34 protein-coding genes and 1 tRNA gene are annotated in these 24,203 nt (G+C 65.0%); 17 read left to right on the plus strand and 18 right to left on the minus strand.

From position 1 onward, the window contains the following. Window positions 1-7: 7 nt before the first annotated feature. The 7 genes from AC07Y4_RS08310 to AC07Y4_RS08340 all read right to left on the minus strand — a co-directional run bounded on the left by AC07Y4_RS08310 (window position 8) and on the right by AC07Y4_RS08340 (window position 5,757). Window positions 8-310, minus strand: a complete 303-nt coding sequence (locus AC07Y4_RS08310) for a Mor transcription activator family protein (protein WP_495274361.1) — start codon at window positions 308-310, stop codon at window positions 8-10. 2 nt (window positions 311-312) lie between these two features. After that, the gene (locus tag AC07Y4_RS08315) at window positions 313-2,352 is read right to left on the minus strand and encodes a phage terminase large subunit family protein (protein WP_495274362.1); all 2,040 of its coding nucleotides are present in this window, start codon (window positions 2,350-2,352) and stop codon (window positions 313-315) included. Continuing rightward, window positions 2,352-2,879, minus strand: a complete 528-nt coding sequence (locus AC07Y4_RS08320) for a hypothetical protein (protein WP_495274363.1) — start codon at window positions 2,877-2,879, stop codon at window positions 2,352-2,354. The genes AC07Y4_RS08315 and AC07Y4_RS08320 overlap by 1 nt, the downstream gene beginning before the upstream one ends. A 184-nt stretch (window positions 2,880-3,063) precedes the next feature. Beyond that, window positions 3,064-3,843, minus strand: coding sequence for a hypothetical protein (locus tag AC07Y4_RS08325; protein ID WP_495274364.1), 780 nt, complete (start codon window positions 3,841-3,843; stop codon window positions 3,064-3,066). Continuing rightward, window positions 3,828-4,721, minus strand: a complete 894-nt coding sequence (locus tag AC07Y4_RS08330; RefSeq protein ID WP_495274365.1) for a helix-turn-helix domain-containing protein — start codon at window positions 4,719-4,721, stop codon at window positions 3,828-3,830. The genes AC07Y4_RS08325 and AC07Y4_RS08330 overlap by 16 nt, the downstream gene beginning before the upstream one ends. After that, window positions 4,718-5,230, minus strand: coding sequence for an HNH endonuclease family protein (locus AC07Y4_RS08335; RefSeq protein WP_495274366.1), 513 nt, complete (start codon window positions 5,228-5,230; stop codon window positions 4,718-4,720). The genes AC07Y4_RS08330 and AC07Y4_RS08335 overlap by 4 nt, the downstream gene beginning before the upstream one ends. Then, a complete protein-coding gene (locus tag AC07Y4_RS08340) occupies window positions 5,227-5,757 on the minus strand; it encodes a phage regulatory CII family protein (protein ID WP_495274367.1) in 531 nt (176 codons plus the stop codon). Before AC07Y4_RS08340 ends, AC07Y4_RS08335 begins: the two co-directional genes overlap by 4 nt. A gap of 34 nt (window positions 5,758-5,791) precedes the next feature. On the opposite strand from AC07Y4_RS08340, the gene AC07Y4_RS08345 reads away from it, so the two are divergent. Continuing rightward, window positions 5,792-6,049 (plus strand): hypothetical protein, encoded by a 258-nt coding sequence (locus AC07Y4_RS08345; RefSeq protein ID WP_495274368.1) that lies wholly within the window; start codon window positions 5,792-5,794, stop codon window positions 6,047-6,049. Window positions 6,050-6,235: 186 nt separating this feature from the next. Beyond that, on the plus strand, window positions 6,236-6,529 hold the full coding sequence (locus tag AC07Y4_RS08350) for a hypothetical protein (RefSeq protein WP_495274369.1): 294 nt from the start codon (window positions 6,236-6,238) through the stop codon (window positions 6,527-6,529). A gap of 62 nt (window positions 6,530-6,591) precedes the next feature. Here the strand turns inward: AC07Y4_RS08350 and AC07Y4_RS08355 are convergent, their stop codons facing one another. Both AC07Y4_RS08355 and AC07Y4_RS08360 read right to left on the minus strand, forming a co-directional pair. Further along, window positions 6,592-6,837, minus strand: a complete 246-nt coding sequence (locus tag AC07Y4_RS08355) for a hypothetical protein (RefSeq protein ID WP_495274370.1) — start codon at window positions 6,835-6,837, stop codon at window positions 6,592-6,594. Between the two features lie 285 nt (window positions 6,838-7,122). Further along, window positions 7,123-7,377 carry a transcriptional regulator gene (locus AC07Y4_RS08360; protein WP_495274371.1) on the minus strand — a complete coding sequence of 85 codons (255 nt, stop codon included), beginning with the start codon at window positions 7,375-7,377 and terminating at the stop codon, window positions 7,123-7,125. Between AC07Y4_RS08360 and AC07Y4_RS08365 the strand changes: the two genes are divergently transcribed. The 13 genes from AC07Y4_RS08365 (at window position 7,376) to AC07Y4_RS08425 (ending at window position 15,476) form a co-directional block, all read left to right on the plus strand. Beyond that, window positions 7,376-8,149, plus strand: coding sequence for a helix-turn-helix domain-containing protein (locus AC07Y4_RS08365; RefSeq protein ID WP_495274372.1), 774 nt, complete (start codon window positions 7,376-7,378; stop codon window positions 8,147-8,149). The genes AC07Y4_RS08360 and AC07Y4_RS08365 overlap by 2 nt on opposite strands. 172 nt (window positions 8,150-8,321) lie before the next feature. Next, on the plus strand, window positions 8,322-8,522 hold the full coding sequence (locus tag AC07Y4_RS08370; protein WP_495274373.1) for a hypothetical protein: 201 nt from the start codon (window positions 8,322-8,324) through the stop codon (window positions 8,520-8,522). Between the two features lie 3 nt (window positions 8,523-8,525). Further along, a complete protein-coding gene (locus tag AC07Y4_RS08375) occupies window positions 8,526-8,930 on the plus strand; it encodes a hypothetical protein (RefSeq protein ID WP_495274374.1) in 405 nt (134 codons plus the stop codon). Beyond that, complete coding sequence (locus AC07Y4_RS08380; protein ID WP_495274375.1) at window positions 8,927-9,061, plus strand: hypothetical protein; 135 nt, start codon at window positions 8,927-8,929, stop codon at window positions 9,059-9,061. The genes AC07Y4_RS08375 and AC07Y4_RS08380 overlap by 4 nt, the downstream gene beginning before the upstream one ends. Before the next feature lie 12 nt (window positions 9,062-9,073). After that, a complete protein-coding gene (locus AC07Y4_RS08385) occupies window positions 9,074-9,217 on the plus strand; it encodes a hypothetical protein (RefSeq protein WP_495274376.1) in 144 nt (47 codons plus the stop codon). Beyond that, window positions 9,214-9,555, plus strand: coding sequence for a hypothetical protein (locus AC07Y4_RS08390; RefSeq protein WP_095744640.1), 342 nt, complete (start codon window positions 9,214-9,216; stop codon window positions 9,553-9,555). Before AC07Y4_RS08385 ends, AC07Y4_RS08390 begins: the two co-directional genes overlap by 4 nt. A 53-nt stretch (window positions 9,556-9,608) precedes the next feature. Further along, window positions 9,609-9,956: a YfdP family phage-associated protein gene (locus AC07Y4_RS08395; protein WP_307698002.1), complete on the plus strand. Its 348-nt coding sequence runs from the start codon at window positions 9,609-9,611 to the stop codon at window positions 9,954-9,956. A 3-nt stretch (window positions 9,957-9,959) separates the two neighbouring features. Further along, window positions 9,960-10,802, plus strand: a complete 843-nt coding sequence (locus AC07Y4_RS08400) for a DUF2303 family protein (RefSeq protein ID WP_495274377.1) — start codon at window positions 9,960-9,962, stop codon at window positions 10,800-10,802. 11 nt (window positions 10,803-10,813) lie between these two features. Then, on the plus strand, window positions 10,814-11,509 hold the full coding sequence (locus AC07Y4_RS08405; RefSeq protein ID WP_495274378.1) for a deoxynucleotide monophosphate kinase family protein: 696 nt from the start codon (window positions 10,814-10,816) through the stop codon (window positions 11,507-11,509). A 4-nt stretch (window positions 11,510-11,513) separates the two neighbouring features. Beyond that, window positions 11,514-14,168 carry a DNA cytosine methyltransferase gene (locus tag AC07Y4_RS08410; RefSeq protein ID WP_495274379.1) on the plus strand — a complete coding sequence of 885 codons (2,655 nt, stop codon included), beginning with the start codon at window positions 11,514-11,516 and terminating at the stop codon, window positions 14,166-14,168. Beyond that, on the plus strand, window positions 14,165-14,620 hold the full coding sequence (locus AC07Y4_RS08415; protein ID WP_495274380.1) for a hypothetical protein: 456 nt from the start codon (window positions 14,165-14,167) through the stop codon (window positions 14,618-14,620). The genes AC07Y4_RS08410 and AC07Y4_RS08415 overlap by 4 nt, the downstream gene beginning before the upstream one ends. Then, on the plus strand, window positions 14,617-14,976 hold the full coding sequence (locus tag AC07Y4_RS08420; RefSeq protein WP_495274381.1) for a hypothetical protein: 360 nt from the start codon (window positions 14,617-14,619) through the stop codon (window positions 14,974-14,976). Before AC07Y4_RS08415 ends, AC07Y4_RS08420 begins: the two co-directional genes overlap by 4 nt. Continuing rightward, window positions 14,973-15,476 carry an ASCH domain-containing protein gene (locus AC07Y4_RS08425; RefSeq protein ID WP_495274382.1) on the plus strand — a complete coding sequence of 168 codons (504 nt, stop codon included), beginning with the start codon at window positions 14,973-14,975 and terminating at the stop codon, window positions 15,474-15,476. The genes AC07Y4_RS08420 and AC07Y4_RS08425 overlap by 4 nt, the downstream gene beginning before the upstream one ends. A gap of 321 nt (window positions 15,477-15,797) precedes the next feature. On the opposite strand, the gene AC07Y4_RS08430 is transcribed toward AC07Y4_RS08425, so the two are convergent. Next, window positions 15,798-16,460 carry a hypothetical protein gene (locus AC07Y4_RS08430; protein ID WP_495274383.1) on the minus strand — a complete coding sequence of 221 codons (663 nt, stop codon included), beginning with the start codon at window positions 16,458-16,460 and terminating at the stop codon, window positions 15,798-15,800. 183 nt (window positions 16,461-16,643) lie between these two features. Between AC07Y4_RS08430 and AC07Y4_RS08435 the strand changes: the two genes are divergently transcribed. Next, window positions 16,644-16,868, plus strand: coding sequence for an NrdR family transcriptional regulator (locus AC07Y4_RS08435; RefSeq protein ID WP_495274384.1), 225 nt, complete (start codon window positions 16,644-16,646; stop codon window positions 16,866-16,868). Window positions 16,869-16,896: 28 nt separating this feature from the next. After that, window positions 16,897-17,982 (plus strand): site-specific integrase, encoded by a 1,086-nt coding sequence (locus AC07Y4_RS08440; protein ID WP_495274385.1) that lies wholly within the window; start codon window positions 16,897-16,899, stop codon window positions 17,980-17,982. Window positions 17,983-18,080: 98 nt separating this feature from the next. Here the strand turns inward: AC07Y4_RS08440 and AC07Y4_RS08445 are convergent. From AC07Y4_RS08445 to infC, 8 genes are all read right to left on the minus strand, one after another. After that, window positions 18,081-18,157, minus strand: a tRNA-Pro gene (locus AC07Y4_RS08445). Between the two features lie 26 nt (window positions 18,158-18,183). Continuing rightward, window positions 18,184-18,642 carry a MerR family transcriptional regulator gene (locus tag AC07Y4_RS08450; protein ID WP_159276173.1) on the minus strand — a complete coding sequence of 153 codons (459 nt, stop codon included), beginning with the start codon at window positions 18,640-18,642 and terminating at the stop codon, window positions 18,184-18,186. Window positions 18,643-18,706: 64 nt separating this feature from the next. Then, on the minus strand, window positions 18,707-19,081 hold the full coding sequence (locus tag AC07Y4_RS08455; protein WP_095747662.1) for an integration host factor subunit alpha: 375 nt from the start codon (window positions 19,079-19,081) through the stop codon (window positions 18,707-18,709). A 2-nt stretch (window positions 19,082-19,083) separates the two neighbouring features. Next, window positions 19,084-21,525: a phenylalanine--tRNA ligase subunit beta gene (gene pheT / locus AC07Y4_RS08460; RefSeq protein WP_487848444.1), complete on the minus strand. Its 2,442-nt coding sequence runs from the start codon at window positions 21,523-21,525 to the stop codon at window positions 19,084-19,086. A gap of 45 nt (window positions 21,526-21,570) precedes the next feature. Continuing rightward, entirely contained in the window at window positions 21,571-22,647 is a 1,077-nt protein-coding gene (pheS, locus tag AC07Y4_RS08465; RefSeq protein WP_056579739.1) for a phenylalanine--tRNA ligase subunit alpha, read from the minus strand. Window positions 22,648-22,758: 111 nt separating this feature from the next. Further along, a complete protein-coding gene (rplT, locus tag AC07Y4_RS08470; RefSeq protein ID WP_007832499.1) occupies window positions 22,759-23,118 on the minus strand; it encodes a 50S ribosomal protein L20 in 360 nt (119 codons plus the stop codon). A 24-nt stretch (window positions 23,119-23,142) separates the two neighbouring features. Further along, complete coding sequence (gene rpmI / locus AC07Y4_RS08475; RefSeq protein WP_007832497.1) at window positions 23,143-23,346, minus strand: 50S ribosomal protein L35; 204 nt, start codon at window positions 23,344-23,346, stop codon at window positions 23,143-23,145. A 153-nt stretch (window positions 23,347-23,499) separates the two neighbouring features. After that, complete coding sequence (gene infC, locus AC07Y4_RS08480; protein WP_487848567.1) at window positions 23,500-24,126, minus strand: translation initiation factor IF-3; 627 nt, start codon at window positions 24,124-24,126, stop codon at window positions 23,500-23,502. Window positions 24,127-24,203 lie beyond the last annotated feature (77 nt).

The raw sequence follows: 24,203 nt of genomic DNA on the forward strand, positions 1-24,203 counted from the left end.
GCCGCTTCTACCGCTCGCGTTCCCCTGCCAGGATCCTGCGGAGGTGCCTGGGCGTCATACCGAACTCTTTTGCCAGCTCAAATAGATTGCTTCCGTTGAATCGGCTATGCAGTTCTGCGCGATCACGCCGACGTGATCGCGCGCGGCGCTTCGGAACATAGATATGCGCACCGCCAAGCCGCAGGAGAATTCGGTCGATCAGTGAGGCTGCTGCTTCGTCTGGCGCAGCCACACCAAAGCACTGCGCCATTGCGCGCGCCTCTTCTTCAATGATCGCCAGCGGCTCGTCGTGGTCAAGTGGTTCTGTCATTTTCAGTTGAGGGCAATAGGGGAAAAAATATCTGCGTCGGCAAAGGCGGTCGCCTTGGCAGACTCCGATGCGAACGGCGTCGGTTGAGTTGTCGGAGGGGCGGCTATTGCGGGCACCGGCGCCGAGAACAGATCGCGCGCCGGCTGCACAGAAGCCTCAAGGTCGCTCCAGCGCTTGTCGGTGTAGTTGTGGAGGCCGAGGCCGAAGGCGGCGTGCAGCGCGTAGTTGCGGTTGTCGAGCACCTCGTTGCGCGGCCTGCGCTTGACCCAGCGGTAGGCCTCTTTCCCGTTGACCTTCACGAGGATGCGCTGCTCGGCCGTGAGCTGCTCGAACCACTCTTGCGGCAGCTCCTGGCTGAAATGAACGAAGCCTGGCCCCGCCTTCTCGATGGCAAGTTGCCCGAGCAACAGATCCTTCGCCGAGTCGATGCCCACATTCCACAGCTTGATGCCGTTGGGAATCTTCGTGCCGTTCCAACGCACCTCCTGCGGGCTGCTGGGCCCCAGGACAGGCACGTTCTCTTCGCCTCGCCCCTTGATGGCGCGCAGCCTCGGAAGCTGGTGCTGTGTTTTGCGCACCCAGTTGTAGACCGCCTGCGTTTGGTCGCTCGAGTCGATGGAAATTGCGCTCAACCCCATCGAGCCGCCGTGCCAAGCTTGCACGTAGCGGCTCGACAGGTAGGCCGCGACCGGTGCCCAGTCATCTTCGGACGCGGGATTGCCATGGATGACGTGGTGGTCGACGTGCCAGGACTCCAAGCCGCGGCCCCACGCCCATACGTCGATTTCCCAACGGTCGCGCTGCACGTCCACCCCAGCTGTCAGGATCAGGCCGCCCGCCGGCACCGTCTTCAGTGGGTAGTCCTCGGCACGCGATTGCAGCGCATGCTCATCGGTGCGCTCGCCGACGACTTCCCATGTCTCGCCGAGCGTCTCGTTGACGAAGAGCTGCATTGGCCCCGAGTCGCCGCGGGCGAGCGCGTCGAGCGCTTCCTCGAATTCCTTGACGATGCTTTCCCAAGTGCGCTGGGGGCTGTACGCGGCCCAGATGTGCACGCCCAGCGTCTTCGGCGGGCGAGTGGGCATGCCGGCGCTGTCGCGCCACACCCGGTCCGGCCCGAACCTCTTGCCCGTCTTCTCGCACACCCAGGTGCCCTGCATGGGGAGGCCGCCCTGCAGGAAGTCGCTTTGCCGAATGGACTTGCGGCAATGCGGGCAGACATGGTGCACGCTGGCGGGGTTGCCGCGCTCCCACTTGAAGCCGTGCAGCTTTCCTTTGCCGCCCCATGCGAGCGGATGCTCGAGGCCGCAGTGCTTGCAGTCGATGTAGAACCGGACGAAGCCCTCGGCGTTGAGCACGGCACGCTCGACATGGCACAACCCTTTGAAGCCAGGCGTCGAGCCGCCAACGAACTTCGGATAGGGGGCGCCTTCGAGGCGGCCCTTCGCAAGGCCGCCCGGGTCGCCCGATTTCTCGATGGTCTGGTCGAAGGCGGACCACTCATCGAGGATGGCAATCGCCACAGTGATGCGCCGATAGGCTCGCTTCGCCTTCCCTCCGAGCAGATGAAGAACGCTGTCGCGAAACTTCTTCATCTTGATGGTGTCGTCGCTGCCACCACCTTTGCGGCGCGCCGCCTGTACCGAGGGCACGCCGTCGCGCGCATCGAGGATGGGATCGATTTCGCTCTTGACGTAGCTGTCGCGGTCGTCGTCTGTCGGCTGCCACAGCGCCTGCTTGCGCCGGCGGTGCGCGATGTTGTAGGCCACGAAGGCGGTGATCATCTTCGTGTAGCCGACGCGCTTCGACTTCTCCACGTCGAGTTCCTCGATGCGGTCATCGCTCATGAAGTCGAGGATGCCGATCTGAAAGGACCACGCGATCCATCCACCCTTCTGGTGCGAGCTTTCGCCGGCCAGCTTGAAGTTGTCGCGGGCCCACTCGCTGAGCGTCTGAAAGACCTCGGCGCGCAGGCTGGCAAGGCCGAGGCTCACCGCGTGGATCACGGCGCGCAATGTTTCACGCGAAACGTACTCGGCCACTACTGCCCCGCCTCTTCGCCGAGCGCATCCTCTGCGCTGCCGTCGTCGTCGGACGCCAATCGATCCAGCTCGAGCACCACGAGCTTTTCAGTCGCGCGAATCCACTCGTTGCGCGCGTTCGCAATGACCTGCTGCACGGTGGCCTTCGCTTCGTCCGGCAACTCGGGGCAGGCCTTGCGCAACGCACCCTCGAGCTGCTCGAAGCGATCCACGACCGCGCTCGATGCCATGCCGAGCACGTCGGCGAGCAGACCGATGGGCGCGAACTCGCCACGCGCCACGGCGTTCTTGATGTCCTGCGCCTCGCGCTGGCTGCGCGCCAGCCTCGCGCGCTCCTGTACGAGGTCAAGGCCGCCGGCCTCGACCGATGCGCGGCCCGCGGCGACCTCGCGCAGGCGTTCGCAGTAGGCGAGCAACCACGCGTGCGCGGTCTGGCCGCGCTCAATGACGCCCTCGCCGACCAACTGGCTCGCCTTCGCCTCGCTCACCCCGACCAGCGCAGCGAACTCCGCTTGCGTGATGCCCACACCCATAGCCTCAACTACCTTCACTTAACCCCCTTAGGAAGGTCGGTGAACAGTCCGAGGACGCGGTTCGAATTACCCGCACGGCAGGCCTCCAGGAGGGACCCGCGCCCTCCCCCGGTCGATGTTGTTTTCTCGCATCGCCCCCTCGGCGCCCTGCGGTGGTGCATGCCTGCCTTGGCCGTCTTCATTCGCCCACCGCCTGCCTGATGCGGTAGCGCAGCCGACGCGCCATGTACGCATCAACATCGGCATGCTCGGCCACCGTCTCCATGCTGAGCCGCGGCACGTAATCACCCACCTGCACGAACAACAGCACAGGGCGCACATCAACCCCATGCGTACCCGCTGCCGCCCAAATGCCAGGAGGCAGGTGTGCAGTCGGCCCACTGCGCAAGCGCCCATAGGCCACGAAGTAGCGGCGGCCATCGACCTTCTTCGAGCCTTGGTGCACGCGTGCACGACGCTTGTCCGTCATGTTGGCCCTGTAGCCCTGCTCGCCGAACGCACGGAAGTAGGACAGCAACTGCGAAAGGAATGAGCCGCGCAGGTTGCCTCGGCCGTCATCGCTGCCCGGGTATGGGCTCGCAGGAATGACCGTCTGATAGCCAGCAGGCAGGATGCCCACACGGCGCAGCGCCACCTCGCTGCGCTTGTCCGTGCGCCTGCCGCCGAACTCCTGCGCCTGAAGGATCTTCTGCGGGTCGATACCCTTGCCGCCGAAGTAGGTGGGCTCGATGGCTACATCCTGCCGCTGCCGCGTGGCCTGCCGGACATACACGCTCTTGAGGATGTACGGCGTCGGCTTGTCGAAGACCGCCCGCATTTCCTTTTGCATCTCGCGGCGAACGCGAAAGGCCGTGTCGTTGAGGGCCGCGGCGAACGCATCGCGCGCCTGATTGCCCGTGAGCTTGTTGAGTGCACCGCGCACGGACTCGATGCCGTCGAGCTTCAGGTCGATGCGCATTCAGCCTCCTGCTCGACCAGACGGCGCACGCGCTCGGTGTAGGCGTGGAAGCTCTCACGGTTGACGCTCAGGTCCCTCTCGTTCCAAGGGGCGATGCCCAGCTCGGCAGCCTTGGCTTCGATGGTGCTGCGGCTGGTGTCCCACGGCACGACCGAGCCGCGCCCGCTCACGTCGTCGCGCCAACCCGCGTTTCGCAGCCAGGTATGGAACTCGGGCACGAACTGGCCCGAGTCCTTCGTCCACTTCACGCAGTGCCGCTGCACGGCGATGGCCGCGAGCATGGCCTGCTGCAATGCCGCGTCGGGCCCAAGCCGGCGCCACCGCCGCTCTGCCTTCGCCCTGTTGGCATGGTTCGGGTATTCCGCAAAGACCTGATCGAAACCCGTCGCCCCCCCCTCGGGGGGTAGGGGGGTTCGGTTCTTTGGCGGTTCTGAAGATTCGGGTGTCATAGCTGTGACACCCTTCACGTCGCGGATGACACCCTTTTCGCTCTGGATGACACCCTTCTGCGCAGAAATAAGGGTGTCAATCTGACCTGCTTGTGGATAACTGGGCTCCACGTCTGTAACAAGCGGCGGCGCAACCTGCGAAGGCAACAACTCGCCCCTGATCCACGCCGACGAAATGCGGTATTCATTGACGTAGCCGCGCCCCGTCTTTGATCCGACGCGCTCGAGCCACCCGATGGCGAGCATCTTGGCGATCTGCCGCTGCACCGTGCTGCGGCTCTGCATCGTCTTGCTCGCCAGCGTGTCGATGGCCGGGTAGATGTGCGTGCCGTCGTCGTGCGCATGGTCTGCAATGGCCAGCGCGAGAAGCCGCTCGCTACCGCCCACGGGGTATCGGTCGAACACCATCGTCATCACCTTGATGCTCATGGCGCTGCACGCTCCCCCAGGCCGCCGAACGCGCACCCGTGCTGCCGCCAAACCGCTCCTGTGCGCAGCTTCGAGGCATAGCCGCGCGAGAGCCCGAGCTGCTCATCGAGCACAACGCTCGGCTCCGCGCTCATGCGCACCGCCTGCACGATGTCGGCGGTCAGCGTCGAGCCAGCCCGCTTCGCAAGCGCGATGCGCACGCGGTGCGCGGCGGTTTTTTGCTTGCCGGCGCATGCCTGCGAGCGCGTGCGCGCCGCCAGGTGGTCGGGATGCACGCACAGGTCGACATCGCAGCCGACACCTACCTGCAGGCCGGCCGCGAGCGGCCCACGCACGAGCAGCCACAGCAACCGCCGCACGTTCCACAGCCGCCCGCCAACGCGCCACTGCGGATGCAGTCCATCGAGCGCATAGCAGTTCCAGATCAGGCAATCGCCAACCTCATCGACCCGCGCGAGCAGGCTCGCCAAGTCGATATCGGCCGGCACATCCATTTCCCCACGGCTCATGTCTGCGGCGCCTTCCGCATGCGCCCGCGCAGCAGCGCCATGACGTGGCCCACGGCCGCGATGACCTCCTGCGCGGTGTAGTCCGCACGGCGGATCTGATTCCCTGTGACAGCGCCCTCGCCTTCGCGCACCGCATCAGCCGTGGCCCGCACGTAGTCGGCGAACGCTGAGTGCAGGCGCATTAGCGCCTCGACTGGATCGCCGCCCGACTGGTCTGGCGTCGCCAGAGAGCAGGTGTGACCCAGTGCCTCGGCCATCGCATGGAGCACCGCGAAATTGCCGCTGTACGCCTGCATCGCGATGAGCTCTCGTGGGTTGGGCTGGTGCGTGGTCGTCTTCGGATTGGCCTTGTGCGTGAGCGTATTTGCCGGGATCTTCATCCGCTTGGCGAGCTCGACCACACCGCCCGGATACCCGTGCACCGTGTTGTAGACCGCATCGAGGATGTCCTGCCCGGCGGGTCTGGAGGGATTGGGCTCATCGCCGCCATAGGCGAGATGGCCCGGAATTGAGAAAGTTGCGTTCATGCAAACCTCAAGAGAAGAGAAGGACCAGCCGGACATGGAAGCCTTCGCCCCCACGCCCAGCGAGCGAATCGATGCCGTCGAACAATTCCTGCAGCAGCTCGTGCTGTTGCTGGAGGTGGAGCCCGAAATCAACCGGGAAACCGTCTCGTCGTGGATCGCCATCTGTTCGGCGAGCGCGCTGGCCCATGGCGCACGCACACCGCGGCAAACGAAGACGCTCGAGGGGCTGTGCCGACGCGTGCTGACGCCGGCCGTCGACGTGATGCGCCCGGCGGACGTGCGATGGTCGTGAGCACGCGGCAATGCGCCGCTCGCGTTGCGCAGCGAGCGCTTCAAAGCGGGGAAAGGCTCGGGTCATCTGAGGCGCGGCCTCCTCTCAGCGTCGTCACACCGATGGCGGTGTCGCGCATGACACCCCGAAACGAGGCGCCCACCTTGCAGCGAGAATCCCGGGATTCGCAACCCACCAGGGACACCCATGCACGACCCGGAGAAGTTCCAGCAGGAGACGATCAAGGCCATCACCGATCTTCAAAACATGCTTGCGCAGAACCAGAGCCGCCTTTTGGCCCAATCGGCCGTGCTCCGAGCGGTTCTGACTCAGATTCATCCGGATCGAATCCACCAGGTGATCGAGGAATTCGATACCGGAGTCGATCAATTAGCCGCGCAACTGGACCCGAAGTACCAGCGCCCCAAGTACTGGGAAGAGTGGGCCGAGCTGCTCCAAGACCTACAAGATCGGATGAAGAAGGCGCAGCCGCCAACTTGAGCAGCGCGACGCGCCCGTGGGCGCGATCTACGTCGGATACGTCGCGAAAGATGCGGCCGCTTTCAGACATGAGCGCCCTCGCCTTCCTTGCCCGCAGCACACAGCATCGAGCGCAGCTCAGCCAAGAGCTTCAGGATTTCGGACGGGAGCCTTTCCTCGGCCAGCCGGGCATAGGACACGTCGAGTTCGCCCCGCAGGAAGGCCTGAATGCCGATGGAACCATCACGGGCGTCGATGGACAGAACGATGTGCGCATCGCCGGGAAGCACCCTGGCTGCGCAATCACGCGCAGATGCGTGGATCAGCATTGCGGCACCTCCGACGAAAAATCGATGACGTCACACGCGCGCGCCCTCCCCGGCACGCCGCCGGCTTGGTCGCAGCTCATCACCCGCCATGCACCGCACTCGCCGGCAGACGCGCAAGGAAGAGAAGAAGATGCACCTCCAGCACTGGACCGGAGATCGGGATGCGCCAGCACTTCTCGGATAAGCGGCACCTCGGCCGTCGAGAGCTGGATCGCAGACTTCCGGCCGGGCAGCCGGATACTCACGTCGCCCGTCAGCGAGATGCTTATGAAGGGGCCACAGCGCTCACGCATGCACGCTCTCCGTTGGCGCGTCGGCAGCTTGGTCGCGGCGCAATACCCCCCACGCCACGTCAGGCCGCAGTTCTTCACAGCGCACGGCACCAGAGGTCAAGCGCTCAATGGACGGGCAATGTTCAGCGGGCACGCGCCGCCCTTCGTCTTTCCACTGACCGACGGCAGCCTTGGTAACGCCCAGCGCATTCGCAAGTGCGGCTTTAGAACCAACAACCTTTGCAGCTTTGTCTACGGGGTGTTCCATGCTTGATCCTTTGGCAATTTCAGTGAAGTCTAGTATTTCTAGACCCGCTCTTCAAGTATTACTTGCCTCGCGCGGTCAAGTTTTTCTTTACGATGAAGGAATGGAGTTGAAAGACTGGGTGCGCGCCGCCCGAAAACACAAAGGCTGGACGCTTGAGCAGCTTGGCGACGCCATGGGTCGGAGCAAGGCGACAGCAGGGTTTTGGGAGAACGGGAAAACCGCTCCCAGCTTTGTGCAAATCCAGAAGATCGCAGAGGTCACCGGATACCCTCACCCGTTCGGCCGTGAGAGCGCCAGCACGCCGCCGCCGCCTAACGAGCTCGCCCCCCAAATGCCTGATGGAGCAATCCTCGTCGACCCGACCAAGCCGCATCGCATATGGGTTGTCGGCAAAGGCGCTGGCGGCTTGTCAGAGCGAATTTGGAGCGATGGAGACCATCCAGTAGGAGCAACGGATCAATACGGGCTCGTGGCGAGTACAGACCCCCACGCCTTCCTCGTGGAGGTCTCCGAAGAAAGCATGGTTCCAAAGTACACCCCAGGCGATTTCGCGCTGGTGGAGCCAGGCACCACGCCTGAACTGGAGGACGATGTACTGGTTCGGCTGACCTCAGGCGTCACGATGATCAAGCGCCTGCTTTCGCAGCGCGGCGCTTACCGACTTGGCAGCTACAACACCTCGGTGGTGCTTCACTATCGGTTTGAGGATGTGGATTGGGTCTACTACATCGCGCATCCAGTGCCACGGCGAAAGATCACTTCCCTCTGGTAGTAGCGACAACTCAGCACGTTTTTTTAGCCGCCATCAGGGCGGCTTTTTCTCGCCTCAAGTCACTTAGTCAACAAATGCTTGCCTGAATGGCTAGTTTTACTTGACTCTCGAAGTCTAGTTATTCTAGACTTCAATCCAAGTGCTGCATCCCGCAGCCACCTTGGAGATGACGATGGCGAAACTCCCCGCGACGCGCAGCTACCGCTGCTTCTTCGTTCCCCGCGATGGCCTTGGCCACCTGGCCCCCTCCGACACCGGCGCCCGCCCCTTCATTCAGCTGAAGGCCTCGAACGCCGAAGCCGCGTTCATGAGCGCGCAGCACGTCACCGGCTGCCCGGTGAGCGAAGTTGAACGCCTCGAGCACGCGAGCTAAGCGATGCGCGGCGTCAAAGCTCACCACGCCACGAGCGCGGGCGCAGCCACCGGCTTCGTCCCGACCGGCTCGGCGCGCGTGGACATTTGGATTCGCAAGGTCAGCACGCGCCGCCAGGCGTTCTATCGCTGCCCTGCAGTCGGCATCGCCGCGTGGCAGCCCATGGGCCTGCCGCTTGCGGACAAGGCGCTGAAGGCCGGCAAGGTATCGCTGCCCGGCATTGCAGACGGCGTGGTGCGCGCCCACGTCGAAGACGCGCCCACACACCCCATGCGCGCGCAGTTCGCAGCGCAGGCACACGCCCTCAACGGTGAAATCGATGCGTTGAACTTGTCCGCCGTCAGCGCGGCAGGCTCGATGCGCGGTTTTGCGAAGGCTGCCGAGCAGGCGCAAGGCGGTGCCGCATGAGCACGCCCTTCCGAACGTCGCCCGTACAGCCCGCACCGGGCCTGCTCAAGACCATCGCGATGCTCGCGGTACCCATCGTCATGCCCGTCATCGTCGCAGCGATGGCGGTCTACGGATGGAGCACGCCGTGATTCAGCTCGCGCTTGAACCCCGCGCCGCCCCCGCCCACCGGCCCCGTAAGCGGCCTGCTCGACCCGCGCTTCAAGTACCAGCGCGCCTGCGAAACCGACATCCGAAAGACCTTCCAGCGCGTGATCGCTGAGCAGAAGAAAGGACAGCGCCTGTGACCACCACCACTACCGGTGTCTTCTTCGTGGGCAAGGACTACCCGGGCCGCCCGGCCGTCAGCGAGCACGTCGATGACAACAAGGACTTCGTGCTGAAGATGCGGCTCATCGACAACCAAGGCCCCGGCCGCGTCGAGGGCTATGTCGTGCGCTGGCTCGGCCCCAACGCAGAAGCCTGGCGCAAGGCGCACCCCGCGCTCAAGGCCGGCGACGCGCTGCGCCTGGTGCTCATCAATCCGCGCTCCCTGCTGGGCCCGCGCGGTTCGCCCGAGACAAGCGCGAGCGTCAGCAGTTGCGAGCTGCTGCCCGCCCGCGCGCCCGCCGCGCAGCCCGCCTGAGGCGCGCCCCTTCCCCACCCTGCCCTTTCATCAACCACAGGAGAGCCACGCCCGTGAAAGCGTTTTCCCTTTTCATTGTCGAGCTCAACGAAGGCACCACCAATGCCGCGTTGAGCGCCGACTTCGCCGAGCTGCTGCGCACGGTGCAAACCACCGGCCGCGCCGGCTCGCTCACGCTGAAGGTGAAGGTGGCCCCGGCCACTCGCTCCAACAGCGGTTCGGTCGACAAAGTGACCATCACCGCCGACCGAAAGCTCGAGCTGCCCAAGCCCGAGCAGGCCAGCGATTTCTTCTGGCTCACCGAAGACGGTGAGACCTCCCGCAATCACCCGCGGCAGCAAGAGCTGCAGCTGCGTGATGTTTCCACCGCCACCCCTCCCGCAACTTTCAAGGAAGCCTGATCCATGGACGCCCTCAACGCGCCTACCGCCCAACTCGTTCGCGATATCACCGCCGCCGGCCTCGAGCCGAAGGTGATCGCGGGCACGACGCACCTCATCGCGCCGCCCTCGTTCCAGCACATCGACCTCACCAGCAAGATCGAGCAGGCGCAGCCCGCACCGACCCGCCTGCGCGGCACCATCGCGCTGGGCTCGCTCGAGAGCCTGCTCACCTACCTCGCCGACCAGCGGGCCCAGTCGTCGGCTTACGTATACGCCGACATCGACGCCCGCACCATCACCGCCGTTTTCAACGACACGAAGGCGAGCCCGGGCTGGCGCGACCATCGCGCCGTTTTCGCTGCGGTGCTCACACCGGAAGCAAAGCGCTGGCTCGACAAGGACGGCGAGGTCTTCAGTCAGACCGAGTTCGCCGAGTTCATCGAAGACAACATGGCCGACCTGCACGGCGAGGACGCCGAGAAGCTGCTCACGGTCGCGACCACCATTGCCGCAGCGACGGGCATCAACTTTTCGAGCGCGAAGCGCCTGCAGGACGGGCAGACCCAGCTCACCTACGTGGAGACGGTGAACGCCACGGCCGGCGCCGAGGGCGGGCTGTCGATTCCGAAAACCTTCACGCTCGGCCTGCGCCTTTTCAAGAACGGCGACGGCTACAAGCTCACCGCGCGTCTGAAGTACCGCCTGCACAGCGGCGCGGTGAAGTTTCACTATGAGCTGGAGCGTCCCGAGAACGCCATCGAAGATGCCTTCACGGGCTACGTCGAACAGGTGCGCAGTGCGACCGTGAACACCCCCGAGGGCGCCACGCCGCTGGGCTACACCGTCCTGATCGGCAAGCCGTGAAGCCAGCGCGCATGAAGCAACACATCATCGGCTTGACCGGCTTTGCCGGCTCGGGCAAAGACACGGTGGCCGATCTGCTGGTGGCGCATGCGCGCTTTCGCAAACTGGCCTTCGCTGATGCCTTGCGCGGCGAGGTCGCCAATGGATTCTGGCTCATGCCCGATGAACTGGCATCGCCTCACCTCAAGAGCATTCCCACCCCGGCCCTGCGCATGCGCGGTGCCCCGCAGGACTTCCTCGCGGCCGTGGTCTATTCGCTCAGCGCAGCGGCGCCGGACCACCGCACGCCGCTCAGCGACGAATGGCTCGACATGCCGCGCGCGCCGCGGCAGATTCTTCAATGGTGGGGCACAGAGTACCGCCGCATGCAGCATCCGCGCTATTGGACGCGCGCCCTGCTCTCGCGCCTGGTCGCGTACCAGCGCGACGGCGAAAGTCGCTTTGTCATCACCGATGTGCGGTTCGATAACGAGGCCGACACCGTGCGCGCCGCCGGCGGCACGCTCTGGCAGGTGACGCGGCCAGGCTGCAACGGCGAGGCCGAGAACGCCCATGTCAGTGCGACGGACGGTGCTCGCTTCAAGCCCGAGGCCGTCATCGCCAACATCCACGACGTGCGCCACCTGCAGGGCCTGGTGCTGGGCGAGTTTGTCGCCCGCGACCTCGGCATCGACCGCGCGCGCGTCAATGTCGCCGTGGAGGCATGAAGACGTGAAGCGCGACGACTTCACCCAACCACTGGACCTCGGCCGCGAGTGCGGGGTTGAGCTCCATGCGAGCCAGTTGTTCGCCAACTGGGGGTTCGGCGACGGAGAGATGCTCCAAGAGCACCCGGTCTTCCTTCGCGCCGCGACGGAGGCCGGCGCCGAGGTCGACGCGCGCGAAGCGCTGGCCATCTTGATTCAGCGCCATCTGCTGCCCGCGCTTCCGGCACCGCTCCGAACATATCGACTGGAGGTGACCAGCCACAACCCCGTTCGCGCGGAGGACGACGAGCTTCACCGCCTTTCCGAGTTCGAGGGCTTCAGCGTGGATGTGTCACGTGCGCAGATCGCGGAGATGCTGCGGGAGATGCCGCGCGCCACTCCCCGTGCGCGCCGGCCAAGCCCACCGACTCGACCGCCTGCACCACAGGCGAAGCAGCAAGGCCTGCCATTCCCGCACGAGCTGATCATCGACAACTTCGCTGGCGGCGGGGGCACATCTACCGGCATCGAGGCCGCATTCGGGCGACCGGTGGACATTGCCATCAACCACGACCCCGAAGCGCTGGCGATGCACGCCATGAACCACCCGCGCACGCAGCACCTGCTCGAGAGCGTGTGGGAAGTCGATCCGATCAAAGTCACTCGCAACCAGCCGGTCGGGCTCGTGTGGCTTTCGCCAGACTGCAAGCACTTTTCCAAGGCCAAGGGCGGCACGCCCGTGGCGAAACACATTCGCGGCCTGGCATGGGTCGGGATGCGCTGGGTGGCACTGACCAAGCCGCGCGTGCTCATGCTCGAGAACGTCGAAGAGTTCACCACCTGGGGGCCGCTACTCGTGGGCACCGATGGCACCGCTCGACCAGACCCCGCCCGCAAGGGGAAGACCTTCGAGAGCTTCGTGCGTCAGCTACGCGGCCACGGCTACAACGTGGAATGGCGCGAGCTGCGCGCGTGTGACCACGGCGCGCCGACCATCCGCAAGCGCCTCTTTCTTGTGGCCCGGCGCGATGGCCTACCCATCCGCTGGCCCGAGGCTACGCACGGCAACCCCGCGAGTGCCGAGGTGCTCGCCGGCAAGCTGCTGCCGTGGCGCTCGGCCGCTGAATGCATCGATTTCAGCCTGCCGGCCCGCAGCATCTTTGGCCGCGACCGCGCGCTCGCCGTGAACACACTTCGCCGTGTTGCGAAGGGCCTGTGGCGGCACGTTCTCGCGAGCCCTAAGCCATTCATCGTGGGAGTGGGCGGGCGCATGGGCCAATCGCCAGAACGGCCCGTCAACCTGCCCCTGCAAACGATCACGTCGAAGGCCGACTCGTGCATCGCTCAGCCAGTGCTCGCCCCGTTCGTGAGCGAGCATGCCAACGCTAGCAACCAGCGCAACATGGCGGCCGACGAGCCGCTGCGCACGATCTGCGCACAGGTCAAGGGCGGGCACTTTTCGGTGGTCACGCCCACCCTCTCGCCCATGGTGATGACCAACACCACCGGTCACACCGGCGCGCCCGCGTCTCTGCCGCTAGCAACTGTCACAACCGGCGGCCATCACGCCGTGGTCGCGCCCGTAGTCGCGCCAATGCGCGGCACCGAGGAAAGCCACCTGCAAGGCGATCACATCGCATTGCCGCTTTCGACCATCTCGGCCGGTGGCACTCATCACGGCCTCGCCAGCGCAAGCCTGGTGACCATCGGCTATGGCGAGCGCGCCGGACAGGAGCCGCGCGCGCTGGACATTGAGCGCCCGCTCGGCACCGTAGTGGCTGGTGGCGTGAAGCATGCGGTGGTGGCAGCCCACCTGGTGGACATGGGGCACGGGGAATCGTCGGCGACCGGCGCTAAGCGTTGGAGCCACGGCGTGCGCAGCCTCGAGCAGCCACTCAACACCGTGACAGCCAGCGGCGGCACCAGCGCGGTCGCCGCCGTGCACCTCACGCACCTGACGCACCACGGCGAGCGCGCAGGAAATGACCCAGCCGAGCCGCTGCGCACCATCACCGGCGCACACCGCGGCGAGCAGGCCCTAGTCGCCGCGTGCCTCGAGCAGGCCTACGGCGGCTTCTACGAGGACAACGCTGGGCGGTCGGCTGATGCGCCCATGTCCACCATCCTTTCCAAGGGAGCCAATCAGCGCCTCATCACCGCCTATTGCGTGAAGTACTACAGCAACGGAGGCCAATGGCAAGGTGTCGCCGAGCCGATGCACACGCTCCCAACCAAGGGACGCATGGGCCTCGTGCAGGCCGTACAGGTGCCCGCCGAGTGCCTCGCACCCGAGCTGCGCGAACGCGCGCGCATGTGCGCCGAGTTGCTGCACCAGCACCTGCCCGAGCACTTCCCCGAGCCGGCCGAGCTGGTGCTCATGTTTCACGAGGGGCAATGGTGGGTGCTTGTGGACATCACGCTCCGCATGCTCAAGGCGCCGGAGCTCTTCCTTGCTCAGAGCTTCCCGGAAGGCTATGTCATCCACGAGATTCCAGACCCGGCGCTGCTGTTCAAGGACGGGGTGCAAGCCGCAGATCCACTGGCCGTGCCGCGCATCAAGCTCAGCGCGACAGCCCAGGTTCGGATGTGTGGCAACAGCGTGGCACCGATCCAAGCCGAAAGGCTCGTGGCTGCCAATTTCGCCCATGAATCTCTGATCTACGGAAGGGAGGCCGCATGAAGCGCCGCTTTCAACGCCACGGTGTCAACCCGGCCACGTGGGCAATGCTCATTGCCGCGCGCCAGGACACGCATTCAGGCACCGCCGATGAGGTGATGACCAAGCTGCACGACGCCTTCTGCCAGCTCAAGGCCGGCTCGACGGATGACGACATGTTCGACCGCCTCGCCTCGTGCATCAACGTCGGGCTCGTGCGCGCCGAACAGATCGACCCTGTATGCGTCGCGCCCATGGTCGCAGCCCGCGATGCACTGATCCGATGCGACGGCATTCGCGGGCGTCACGGACGCTACGGCTTCGACGGCCCCGGCATCCAAGCCATGGCTGCGGGCCTCGATGTCTACGAGGAAATGCTGCGCCACAGCACCCCGCAGCAGATGGCCGAGGCCGCCGCCACCTCCTACCACCTCACGCTGCGCCAGGCCGCGGCAGAACAGCAGGCGACAGCATGAGCAGCAGAACCGCCCTATGGCGCGTGGTGAAGCGCCTTGCCCCCGAACTGACGCCCGCCCGACGTGTGGAGCTGGTCGAGGCGATTCTCGCAACCACCGACGCGATGGCTGCTACAGAAATTGCCTGCGCCGGCCCACTCGTTTCCGTGGCAGGCGTCGATGTCACTGCCAGCCGGATGACGGTCGAGTTCCACAACCCGCACGACCTGCACACGCTGCAGGACGCCGCGCGCCTCGTTCGTCGGTCCGGCTATCCGCTCAGCGCCGAGGCGCTCGAAGGATTGCACGCGCGACTCGACGCCGCCGCCGCGCTGCAGCTGCGCCTTCGCCGCATGACGCAGAAGGAGCCAGCATGATGCCGCCCGAGTTCGTCAGTCCGGCACCTTTCCCGAGCAATCCCGGCTCCATGTTCGCAATCTCAGTTCGCCAGCCTTGGGCCTGGCTGATCGTGCGGCCGGACCTCGAAGGGGCAGCGCGCGCCGCGGCACTGGGAGCCGGCACGATCAAGCTCATCGAGAACCGCAGCTGGGCCACGCGTCATCGGGGCACAACGCTCATCCATGCCGCGAAAGGCATGACGCGTGGCGAGTACGAGGATGCTCTCGATTTCCTGTCCCTGTCGCCGCGGCTGCAGGAGGCGGCGCAGGCCCTGCCCGCATTCGACGCCCTCCCGCGCGGCGGCATTGTCGGGCGCGCCGATGTAGTCGATTGCGTTGGCTCCAGCGATTCGCCATGGTTCTTCGGGCCGCAGGGCTTCGTCCTCCGCAATACGCAGCCGCTGCCGTTCCAGCCGCTCAGAGGGTCGCTCGGCTTCTTCGCGGTGCCGGCTGATACGCCCAGGTGCGCCGAATGCTAAAGGTCAGCCGCGTAATCCCGCGCAATCCCACGCGTCAACTCGAAGCCGCTGCCGTCGATGCGGAGTGCCGTGCGCGCGCCTCGCAGCCCAGCACACCCCATCCACTCGCCGGCGCCATCTACACCGGCGAGCGCGACCCAAAGGACTGCCGCACCTGCAACAGGCGCGGCATGCGCATGCGCGAGGTCGCGCGCGGCGAAGTCGAGTGCAGCCACATCGAATGCCCAAACCGCAAATCTTTCACTGCGCGCCCGAGCGCGGCAGGAGTTCGCTTTGAGGACTGAAGACCGCCCCCTTCCGCTCGCCGCATGCAGGATCAAGTTACTTCATGCGACCAGCGCGCTTCAAAGCCTCGGTGCACTTCTCTACAAGGCCCCGGGCGGCCTCGATGTTGAGCCCAAGAGGGGAAAGGGGCAGCGCCCAGTCACATTCGCCATCGCCGTAGTACTCCTTCAACCTGACCGCAACCGAGCGGTTGGTTCGAATGTGGTTCTGCAACTCAACAACAAGCCGGATCGTCTCGCCATCGGGAAGATCGTGAAGCGGGATACTTTGCGCAGCCCGCTCTGTAGTTGCAAAAAGTGCAATGGGGTCCAGCCGGTCCATGCGGCCTCGAGTTGCGGGATAGTTGTAGTAGTCCAAAAGGGCGTTGAGCGATTCCAGTTCGTTCAAATGGGCACGCACCAACGTCCCAACAGCCTCAACCATGACAAGCGCCTTCTGACGCGCTGCACCATCCGCCGACGCATTAGCAGCGCGGAGTTGCCACCACGCAATTCCACCCGACGCAAAAATTGCGACCACCGAGCCGACTGCTTGAACCCAAGCCGGCGCATCCAGCCGCCCAAAGACAACTGCCGATGTTTTGAAGAACCATCGGATTGCCGGTACGCCCGGGAAAATCGCAAGTGCATACAGCAGAAGCAGGCATGTCAACACCGCCAGGCACACGAACGAGCCCATAGAAACGAATCGCTTTTGCATTTCTCTCTCCATCCGGGGAGCGAAGTATGGACTGCGCGTTCCCGGACTCCGCCCGAGAGAGTTGGCCATGGCTGAAGTTGCCACCCACGAAGACTCGGTGCTCACCGATGCCGAAATCCAAAACAGCAAGCACCGCCGCAATGCGGCCCCTCAGGTGCGCGACGACGCGTTGGAGGAACTGCAATGAAATGCCCCTCCTGCACCAGCTCGGAGCAGCGCGTCCTTTCGACCCGGACCGGGGACTCAAAAGTAACCCGGCTGCGCTGCTGCGATGCTTGCGGTCACCGCTGGAACACCATCGAGATCGACGCGCGGAATCTCAACCGCATGGAGTCGGCCGTGGCCGCATTGCGGACGTTCACCAGCTTGTCCAAGGAATTTGACGATGCCTCGGCCGCGCACGGTTAACAAGAAAATCCCCGACCTGCCGCGCGGAATGCGCAAGGTCGACGGGATCTGGTACTGGCGCGGCACCGACGGGCTCACGAAAGAGATCGAGGCCAAGCTGCGGGCCGCAGGCATCAAGGTGCGCTGCGGAACCACGCCGGTCCAGGCTCGGCTGTGGTGGGAGAAGCACGTCTCGCCCGCGCTGGTGGCCGCCGTGCCCGACGACGACGTGGTCGGCACCGTCGAGGAGATCATCCGGAAGTACGAAGCCGACGAGCTGTCGACCCTCAAGCGCGACAAGACCAAGGAAGAATACGAGGGGCGCATCCGGCGCCTGCGCGAGGCCTTCCGCACGAAGCGATACCCGAAGACAGAGCTGCAGGCCCTGCTGCCGGGCTACCTGAGCGCTGTGACCATCACGCAGCACCTGCACGACAACCGGGACCGCGCGTCGTCGGCCAACAAGGACATCCAGCTGCTGTCGCGCATGTTCCGCCTGGCGCGCGTGCGCTGGGGCCTGACGACCTTCAATCCGTGCGAGGGCATCGAGTACTTGCCGGAATCGCCGCGCGACCAGTACGTCAGCGACCAGCGCTACGGCCAGATCTACGAGGCGGCCAGCCCGGTCCTGCAGTGCATGCTCGAGATCAGCACCCAGACCGGCGCGCGGGCCGGCATGATCTTCGACATCAGGATCGGCGACTTCAACGAGCACCGCATCGAGCTGCGCGTGACGAAGAAGCGCAACGAAAAGGGTCACGTGACGAAGACCTACGCCATGACGCCCGACCTCTGGCGCGCGCTGACACGCGCGCTCGAGCTGCGGAAGAAGAACCGCGGCGGCGCGGCCAGTCTGCCCAGCGACTACCTGTTCATCACGAAGCAAGGCAACCCATACGGCAAAGAAGCGTTCAAGAGTTTGTGGCGCGTGGTGCGCACCAAGCTCGGCCTGGCGGCCCGGGAGATCACGTTCCACGACATGCGCGCGAAGGCGGCTTCGGACGCCGACTCGGACGTTGCTGCGCAGGAGCTGCTGCACCACGAAGACGTCAAGGTGACGAAGCGCGTCTACCGTCGGAAGGTGCCTGTCGGAACCCCCTTGCCATCGGCAATTGGGGGGCGTGGAGAGGGCTGAAAACCTGCTGGTTTGTCAGAACACCCCCTCATTTGTCAGACGCAAAGAAAAACGGGTCAGAGCTTTTGGCTCTAACCCGTTGATCTAACTACTGTTTTTGGTCGGTGTGAAAGGATTCGAACCTTCGACCCCTTGCACCCCATGCAAGTGCGCTACCAGGCTGCGCCACACACCGAAGCTCTCGATTATAGCGGGCTAAATTCAGTGTCCGACAGTCAGAAGCTCACGAATTTCAAAGAGTTCGCGGCGAAGGTGCAACAACTGCGACAGATCGACGGTTTGCGCGGCCGCCGCGGACCCCGGTTCCTCGTGCACGGCGGCGTCGAATTCCTCCTGGCCGATCTCGATGGCCTCCAGGCCTTCGAGTGGCACTTCACCCGCCTTGCGACGGTCGCGCTCGCCCTGCGTGAGTTCCTGCAGCTTGTTGCGCGCACCGCTGATGGTGAAGCCCTGGTCGTAGAGCAGGTCGCGGATGCGGCGGATCATCAGCACTTCGTGGTGCTGGTAATAGCGGCGGTTGCCGCGCCGCTTCATCGGGCGCAGCTGGGTGAACTCCTGCTCCCAATAGCGCAGCACATGCGGCTTCACACCGCAGAGCTCGCCGACCTCACCGATGGTGAAGTAGCGTTTGACGGGAATCGGCGGGAGCGTTTTCTCCATTGAAATCAAGACTGTGCGCGGGAAACCTCATAGATTACTCTACGCGGCGGCACAGCACCAAGCACTATTCCGCGCCCAGGCTCCACTCGACTTCGGAAGTGCCGCCCTGCGGCTCGACGCTGCCCTGGATCTGCTCCTTGAGCTTGGCGCTGGCATGGAAGGTGGCCACGCGGCGCTCGCCGATCGGAATGGCTTCGCCGGTGCGCGGGTTGCGCCCGGGACGCGGCGCCTTCACGCGGATCTGGAAGTTGCCGAAGCCCGAGATCTTCACGTCCGTGCCTTCAATCAGGCTGCTGGCCACGAGCTCGAAGAACGCCTCCACCATGTCCTTCGACTCACGCTTGTTCAGGCCGATCTGCTCGAACAGCAGGTCGGCCAGGTGCGCCTTGGTGAGCGCTGGCGTTTCGAGGGCTTCGAGCGTGAATTCGGCGGCGTTCATCTTCATCCTCTCAAGCGGCCGCCCAGGGTGGCGCCCAGTTGTTCGACGATTGCGCGGACAGCGGGTTCGACCTGCTCGTCCGTCAGCGTGGCGGCATCGCTCTGGAAGGTCAGGCGCACGGCCATGCTCTTCTCGCCCGGTGCCAGCGCACTTGGCGCCGCCACGGCGCCTTCGCGCAGGGGCTGCGGACGGTAGATGTCGAACAGCGTCGCATCGCGCAGCAGGCCCGAGGCGGACGCGCCCGCGCGGATGGCCTGCATCAGCGCGTCATGCGACACCGCTTCGGCCACGACCACCGCGATGTCACGTTCGACGGCCTGGTGCTTGGGCACCGGCTGCGCCACGGGCACGGGCCGCGCCGTGACGGCGTCGAGGTCGAGTTCGAACAGCACGGGCGCCTGGGTGAAGTCCCACTTCTGGCGCCAGCGCGGATGCAGTTCGCCGATGAAGCCGACGGCCTGGCCGTCGAGCAGCACACGGGCCGAACGGCCGGGGTGCAGCGCGGGGTGCTCGGCCGCTTCGAAGGTCGGCACGCGCGGCGCGAGCAGCGCTTCGACATCACCCTTGACGTCGTAGAAATCGACACGCTGCGGCTTGCCGTCCCAGCGCGATGCCTCGGCATCGCCCCAGGCCAGGCCTGCCACGCGCATGGGCTGGTTCACGCCGCGCACGGTGCTGTCGGTGGTGACAACGCTGTCGTCGCGCAGGAACACGCGGCCCAACTCGAACACACGCACGCGCGGTGCCTTGCGGTCGAGGTTGAACTTGAGCACCTGCAGCAGCGAGCTGAGCAGCGACGAGCGCATCACGCTCATCTGGCTGGCGATGGGGTTCAGCAGCTTGACCGGGTTGGCGTTGCCCGCCAGGTCCTGCTCCCAGTGCGCTTCGACAAAGCTGAAGTTGATGGTTTCCTGGTAACCCAGCGCTGCAACGCTGCGGCGCACCGCGAAGCGGCTGCGCTGCGCCTCGGGCCGCACGCGGGCGGTGATGGGCGCGAGCGGCGCGGTGGTCGGCAGGTTGTTGAAGCCGATCAGGCGTGCCACTTCTTCGATGAGGTCTTCCTCGATCAGCAGGTCGAAGCGGTGCGGCGGCGGCGTGACGGTCAGCGTGCCTTCGCCTTCGGTGATTTCGAAACCGAGGCGGTGGAGTGCGTCGGCGCATTGCGCCTGCGTCAGCGGCATGCCGATGACGCGCGCGGCACGGGCCACGCGCAGCGTGACGGGCGCGGCTTCGGGCAGACGCAGCGTCTGGTCGTCCATCTTGCCGGCTTCGCCGCCGCAGATCTCGACGACCAGTTGCGTGATGCGTTCGATGATCTGCACCGTGCGGCTCGGGTCGACGCCGCGCTCGTAGCGGTGGCCGGCGTCGGTCGAGAAGTTGAAGCGACGCGAACGGCCCTGCACGGCCTCGGGCCACCAGAACGCGGCCTCGACGTAGATGTTGCGCGTGTCGTCGGTCACCGAGGTGGCGTCGCCGCCCATGATGCCGGCGAGCGATTCGACTTCGCGGTCGTCGGCGATGACGCCGACCTTCTCGTCGACGGTGATCGTCGTGCCGTTGAGCAGCTTGAGCTGTTCGCCCGCCTTGCCCCAGCGCACCGTGAGGCCGCCGTGGATCTCGTCGAGGTCGAAGATGTGGCTGGGCTGGCCGTACTCGAACATCACGTAGTTCGAGATGTCGACCAGCGGCGTCACGCTGCGCTGGCCGCAGCGCGCGAGGCGCTCGACCATCCAGGCCGGCGTCGCGACCTTGGTGTTCACGCCGCGCACGATGCGGCCCGAGAAGCGACCGCACAGGTCGGGTGCCTCGATCTTGACCGGCAGCACATCGGAGAACGACGTGGCCACGGGTGCAATGGCCGGCGTCTTCAGCGGTGCGCCGGTGAGTGCGGCGAGTTCGCGCGCCACGCCGTACACGCTGAGGCCGTGCGCCAGGTTCGGCGTGAGCTTGAGCGTGAGCAGCGCGTCGTCGAGCTTGAGCACATCGCGCACGTCGGCGCCGATGGGGGCGTCGGCGTCGAGTTCGAGCAGGCCGCCGTGGTCTTCGCTCAGCTTCAGCTCGCGCGCCGAGCACAGCATGCCCTGGCTCTCGACGCCGCGCAGCTTGCCCAGCTTGATGAGGAAGGGCTTGCCGTCTTCACCCGGCGGCAGTTCGGCGCCGACGAGGGCGCAAGGCACCTTGATGCCGACGCGCGCATTGGGCGCACCGCACACAATGTTCAGCAAGGCGCCCTGCCCCACGTCGACCTGGCACACGCGCAGGCGATCGGCATTCGGGTGCTGCTCGGCTTCCTTGATTTCGCCGACCACGATGCGCGTGAAAGGCGGCGCCACCGGACGGCGCTCTTCGACCTCGAAGCCGCCCATGGTGAGCGTTTCGGCCAGTGTGGCGCTGTCGAGGGGCGGATTGCAGAACTCGCGCAGCCAGGATTCCGGGAATTGCATCTCTTCGATCTCGATCTGGTTTTTCTATCTGTGGAGGGGGCGTGCTTACTGGAACTGCGAGAGAAAACGCAGGTCGCCGTCGAAGAAGAGGCGCAGGTCGTTCACACCGTAGCGCAGCATCGTGAGCCGGTCGGGGCCCATGCCGAAGGCGAAGCCGATGTAGCGCTCGGGGTCCAGGCCCATGTTGCGCACGACGTTCGGGTGCACCTGGCCCGAGCCGGCGACTTCGAGCCAGCGGCCGGCCAACGGGCCGCTCGCGAACTGGATGTCGATCTCGGCGCTCGGCTCGGTGAACGGGAAGAAGCTGGGGCGGAAGCGCAGCACGAGGTCGTCGCGCTCGAAGAAGGTGCGGCAGAAGTCGGTGAAGACGACCTTCAGGTCCTTGAAGCTGACGTTCTCGCCGAGCCACAGGCCTTCGCACTGGTGGAACATGGGCGAGTGGGTGGCGTCGCTGTCGACGCGGTAGGTGCGCCCGGGCGCGATCACGCGGATCTCGGGCGCCTTCACGGTGCCGGTGGTGTCGGCAGCAGCAGCGGCGAACTCGGCCGCGTACTTCTTGGTGTGCTGGTGGGCGTAGCGCACCTGCATCGGGCTGGTGTGCGGACGCAGGTTGTAGGGAATCCCATCGTCGCCCTTGAGGTCGACGTAGAAGGTGTCCTGCATCGAACGCGCCGGGTGGTTCGGCGGGTTGTTGAGCGAGGTGAAGCTGTGCCAGTCGCTCTCGATCTCGGGACCGTCGGCGACATCGAAGCCCATGCTCGAGAAGATCTCTTCGATGCGCTCCAGCGTGCGACTCACGGGGTGCAGTCCGCCGCCGGCGCGGTGGCGGCCGGGCAGGCTCACGTCGAGCGCTTCGGCGCGCAGCTGCAGCGAGAGTTCTTCATCGGCGAGTTGCTGGCGGCGGTCGGTCAGTGCGGCCTCGATGGCCTGCTTGCCGACGTTGATCGCGGCGCCGCGGGACTTCTTCTCTTCGACACTCAGCGCGGCCATGCCCTTCATCAGCTCGGTGATGCGGCCCGACTTGCCAAGGAACTGGGCCTTGGCGTTTTCGAGCTCTGCGGGCGTTTTCGCTTCGGCGAAGGCGGCGCGTGCGGTGTCGACCAGGGAGTCCAACTCGTTCATAGCAACAAAATCTTCGAGGGGAAATAAAAAAGAGCTGGAGCCTTTTCAAGCGCCAGCCCTTGAGCCGTGGGCGCAAGAAGCCGTCCGGAGACGGCGACCTGCTGTGCAAAATCAAGCAGCCAGCTTGGCCTTGACCTGCTCCACGATGCCGGCAAAAGCGGCCTTGTCGTGCACGGCGATGTCCGCAAGCATCTTGCGGTCGATCTCGATACCGGCCTTGCGGATGCCGTTGGCGAACTGGCTGTAGGTCAGGCCCAGTTCACGCGAGGCGGCGTTGATACGCGCGATCCACAGCTGACGGAACACGCGCTTCTTGGTACGACGGTCACGGTAGGCGTATTGCCCAGCCTTCATCACCGCCTGTTTGGCGACGCGGAAGACATTACCGCGGCGACCGCGAAAACCCTTGGCGAGTGCGAGAACTTTTTTGTGGCGGGCGCGAGCCGTTACACCACGTTTGACGCGAGGCATGTGTGTACTCCTTGTTCGTCTGAGTTAAATGCCACGACCGGGCAGCATGGCGGCGACAGAAACCATGTTGGTCTCATGCACTGCGACTGCACCACGCAGGTGACGCTTGTTCTTGGTGGTCTTCTTCGTCAAGATGTGACGCTTGAAGGCTTGACCGCGCTTGACGGTGCCACCGGGACGAACGCGGAAACGTTTTTTCGCGCTGCTCTTGGTCTTCATTTTGGGCATGTAAATGCTCCTTTAGTTTGTGCTCGTGAGGCGCCGCGGATACTCCACGGACTTGTTGGCCCCGAGACACTTCTTTATCTCGCCCCCGCCTGCACTTCTTTCGAAATGCGGGCCAGGGCGAAATCCCTTCAAAACCCGTCTACTGCAAATGCCTCAGGCGGTTGCCGTGGGCGCTGCTGCCGGCGCAGCAGCATCTGCTGCCGGCTTCGGCGCCGCGCCGCCAACCTTCTTGCGGCCCGGAGCGATCATCATGATCATCTGACGGCCTTCCAGCTTCGGGAACTGCTCGACCATGATCGTGTCGCCCAACTCGTCGCGAATGCGCTGCAAGAGTGCCAGACCGAGCTCCTGGTGCGTGATCTCGCGGCCGCGGAAGCGCAGCGTGATCTTGCATTTGTCGCCCTCTTCAAGAAAGCGCCTGATGTTGCGCATCTTGATGTTGTAGTCGCCATCGTCGGTACCGGGCCGGAACTTGATTTCCTTGACCTCGATGACCTTCTGCTTCGACTTCGCCTCGGCTGCCTTTTTCTGCTCGTGGTACTTGAACTTTCCGTACTCGATCAGGCGGCACACGGGCGGATTGGCCGCAGCAACGACCTCCACCAGATCCACGTCAGCCTCACCCGCAAGGCGCAAGGCTTCGGAAAGGCTCATGACACCCAATGGCTCGTTTTCCGGGCCGACCAGGCGGACTTCCGGGGCCATGATTTCCCGGTTCAGGCGGTGTTGGCGTTCCTCGCGGTGGCGGCGGTCGCGAAATGCAGTAGCGATGGTCAGAATCCTTCAAAGTTTGCTACAAAATCTGTAGCGATCGCCGCTCAGTCTTCGCGGACAGGCGGCACGAGATGGCAGAGAAA

The organism is Variovorax sp. GW460-12-1-14-LB1, from assembly GCF_059423605.1.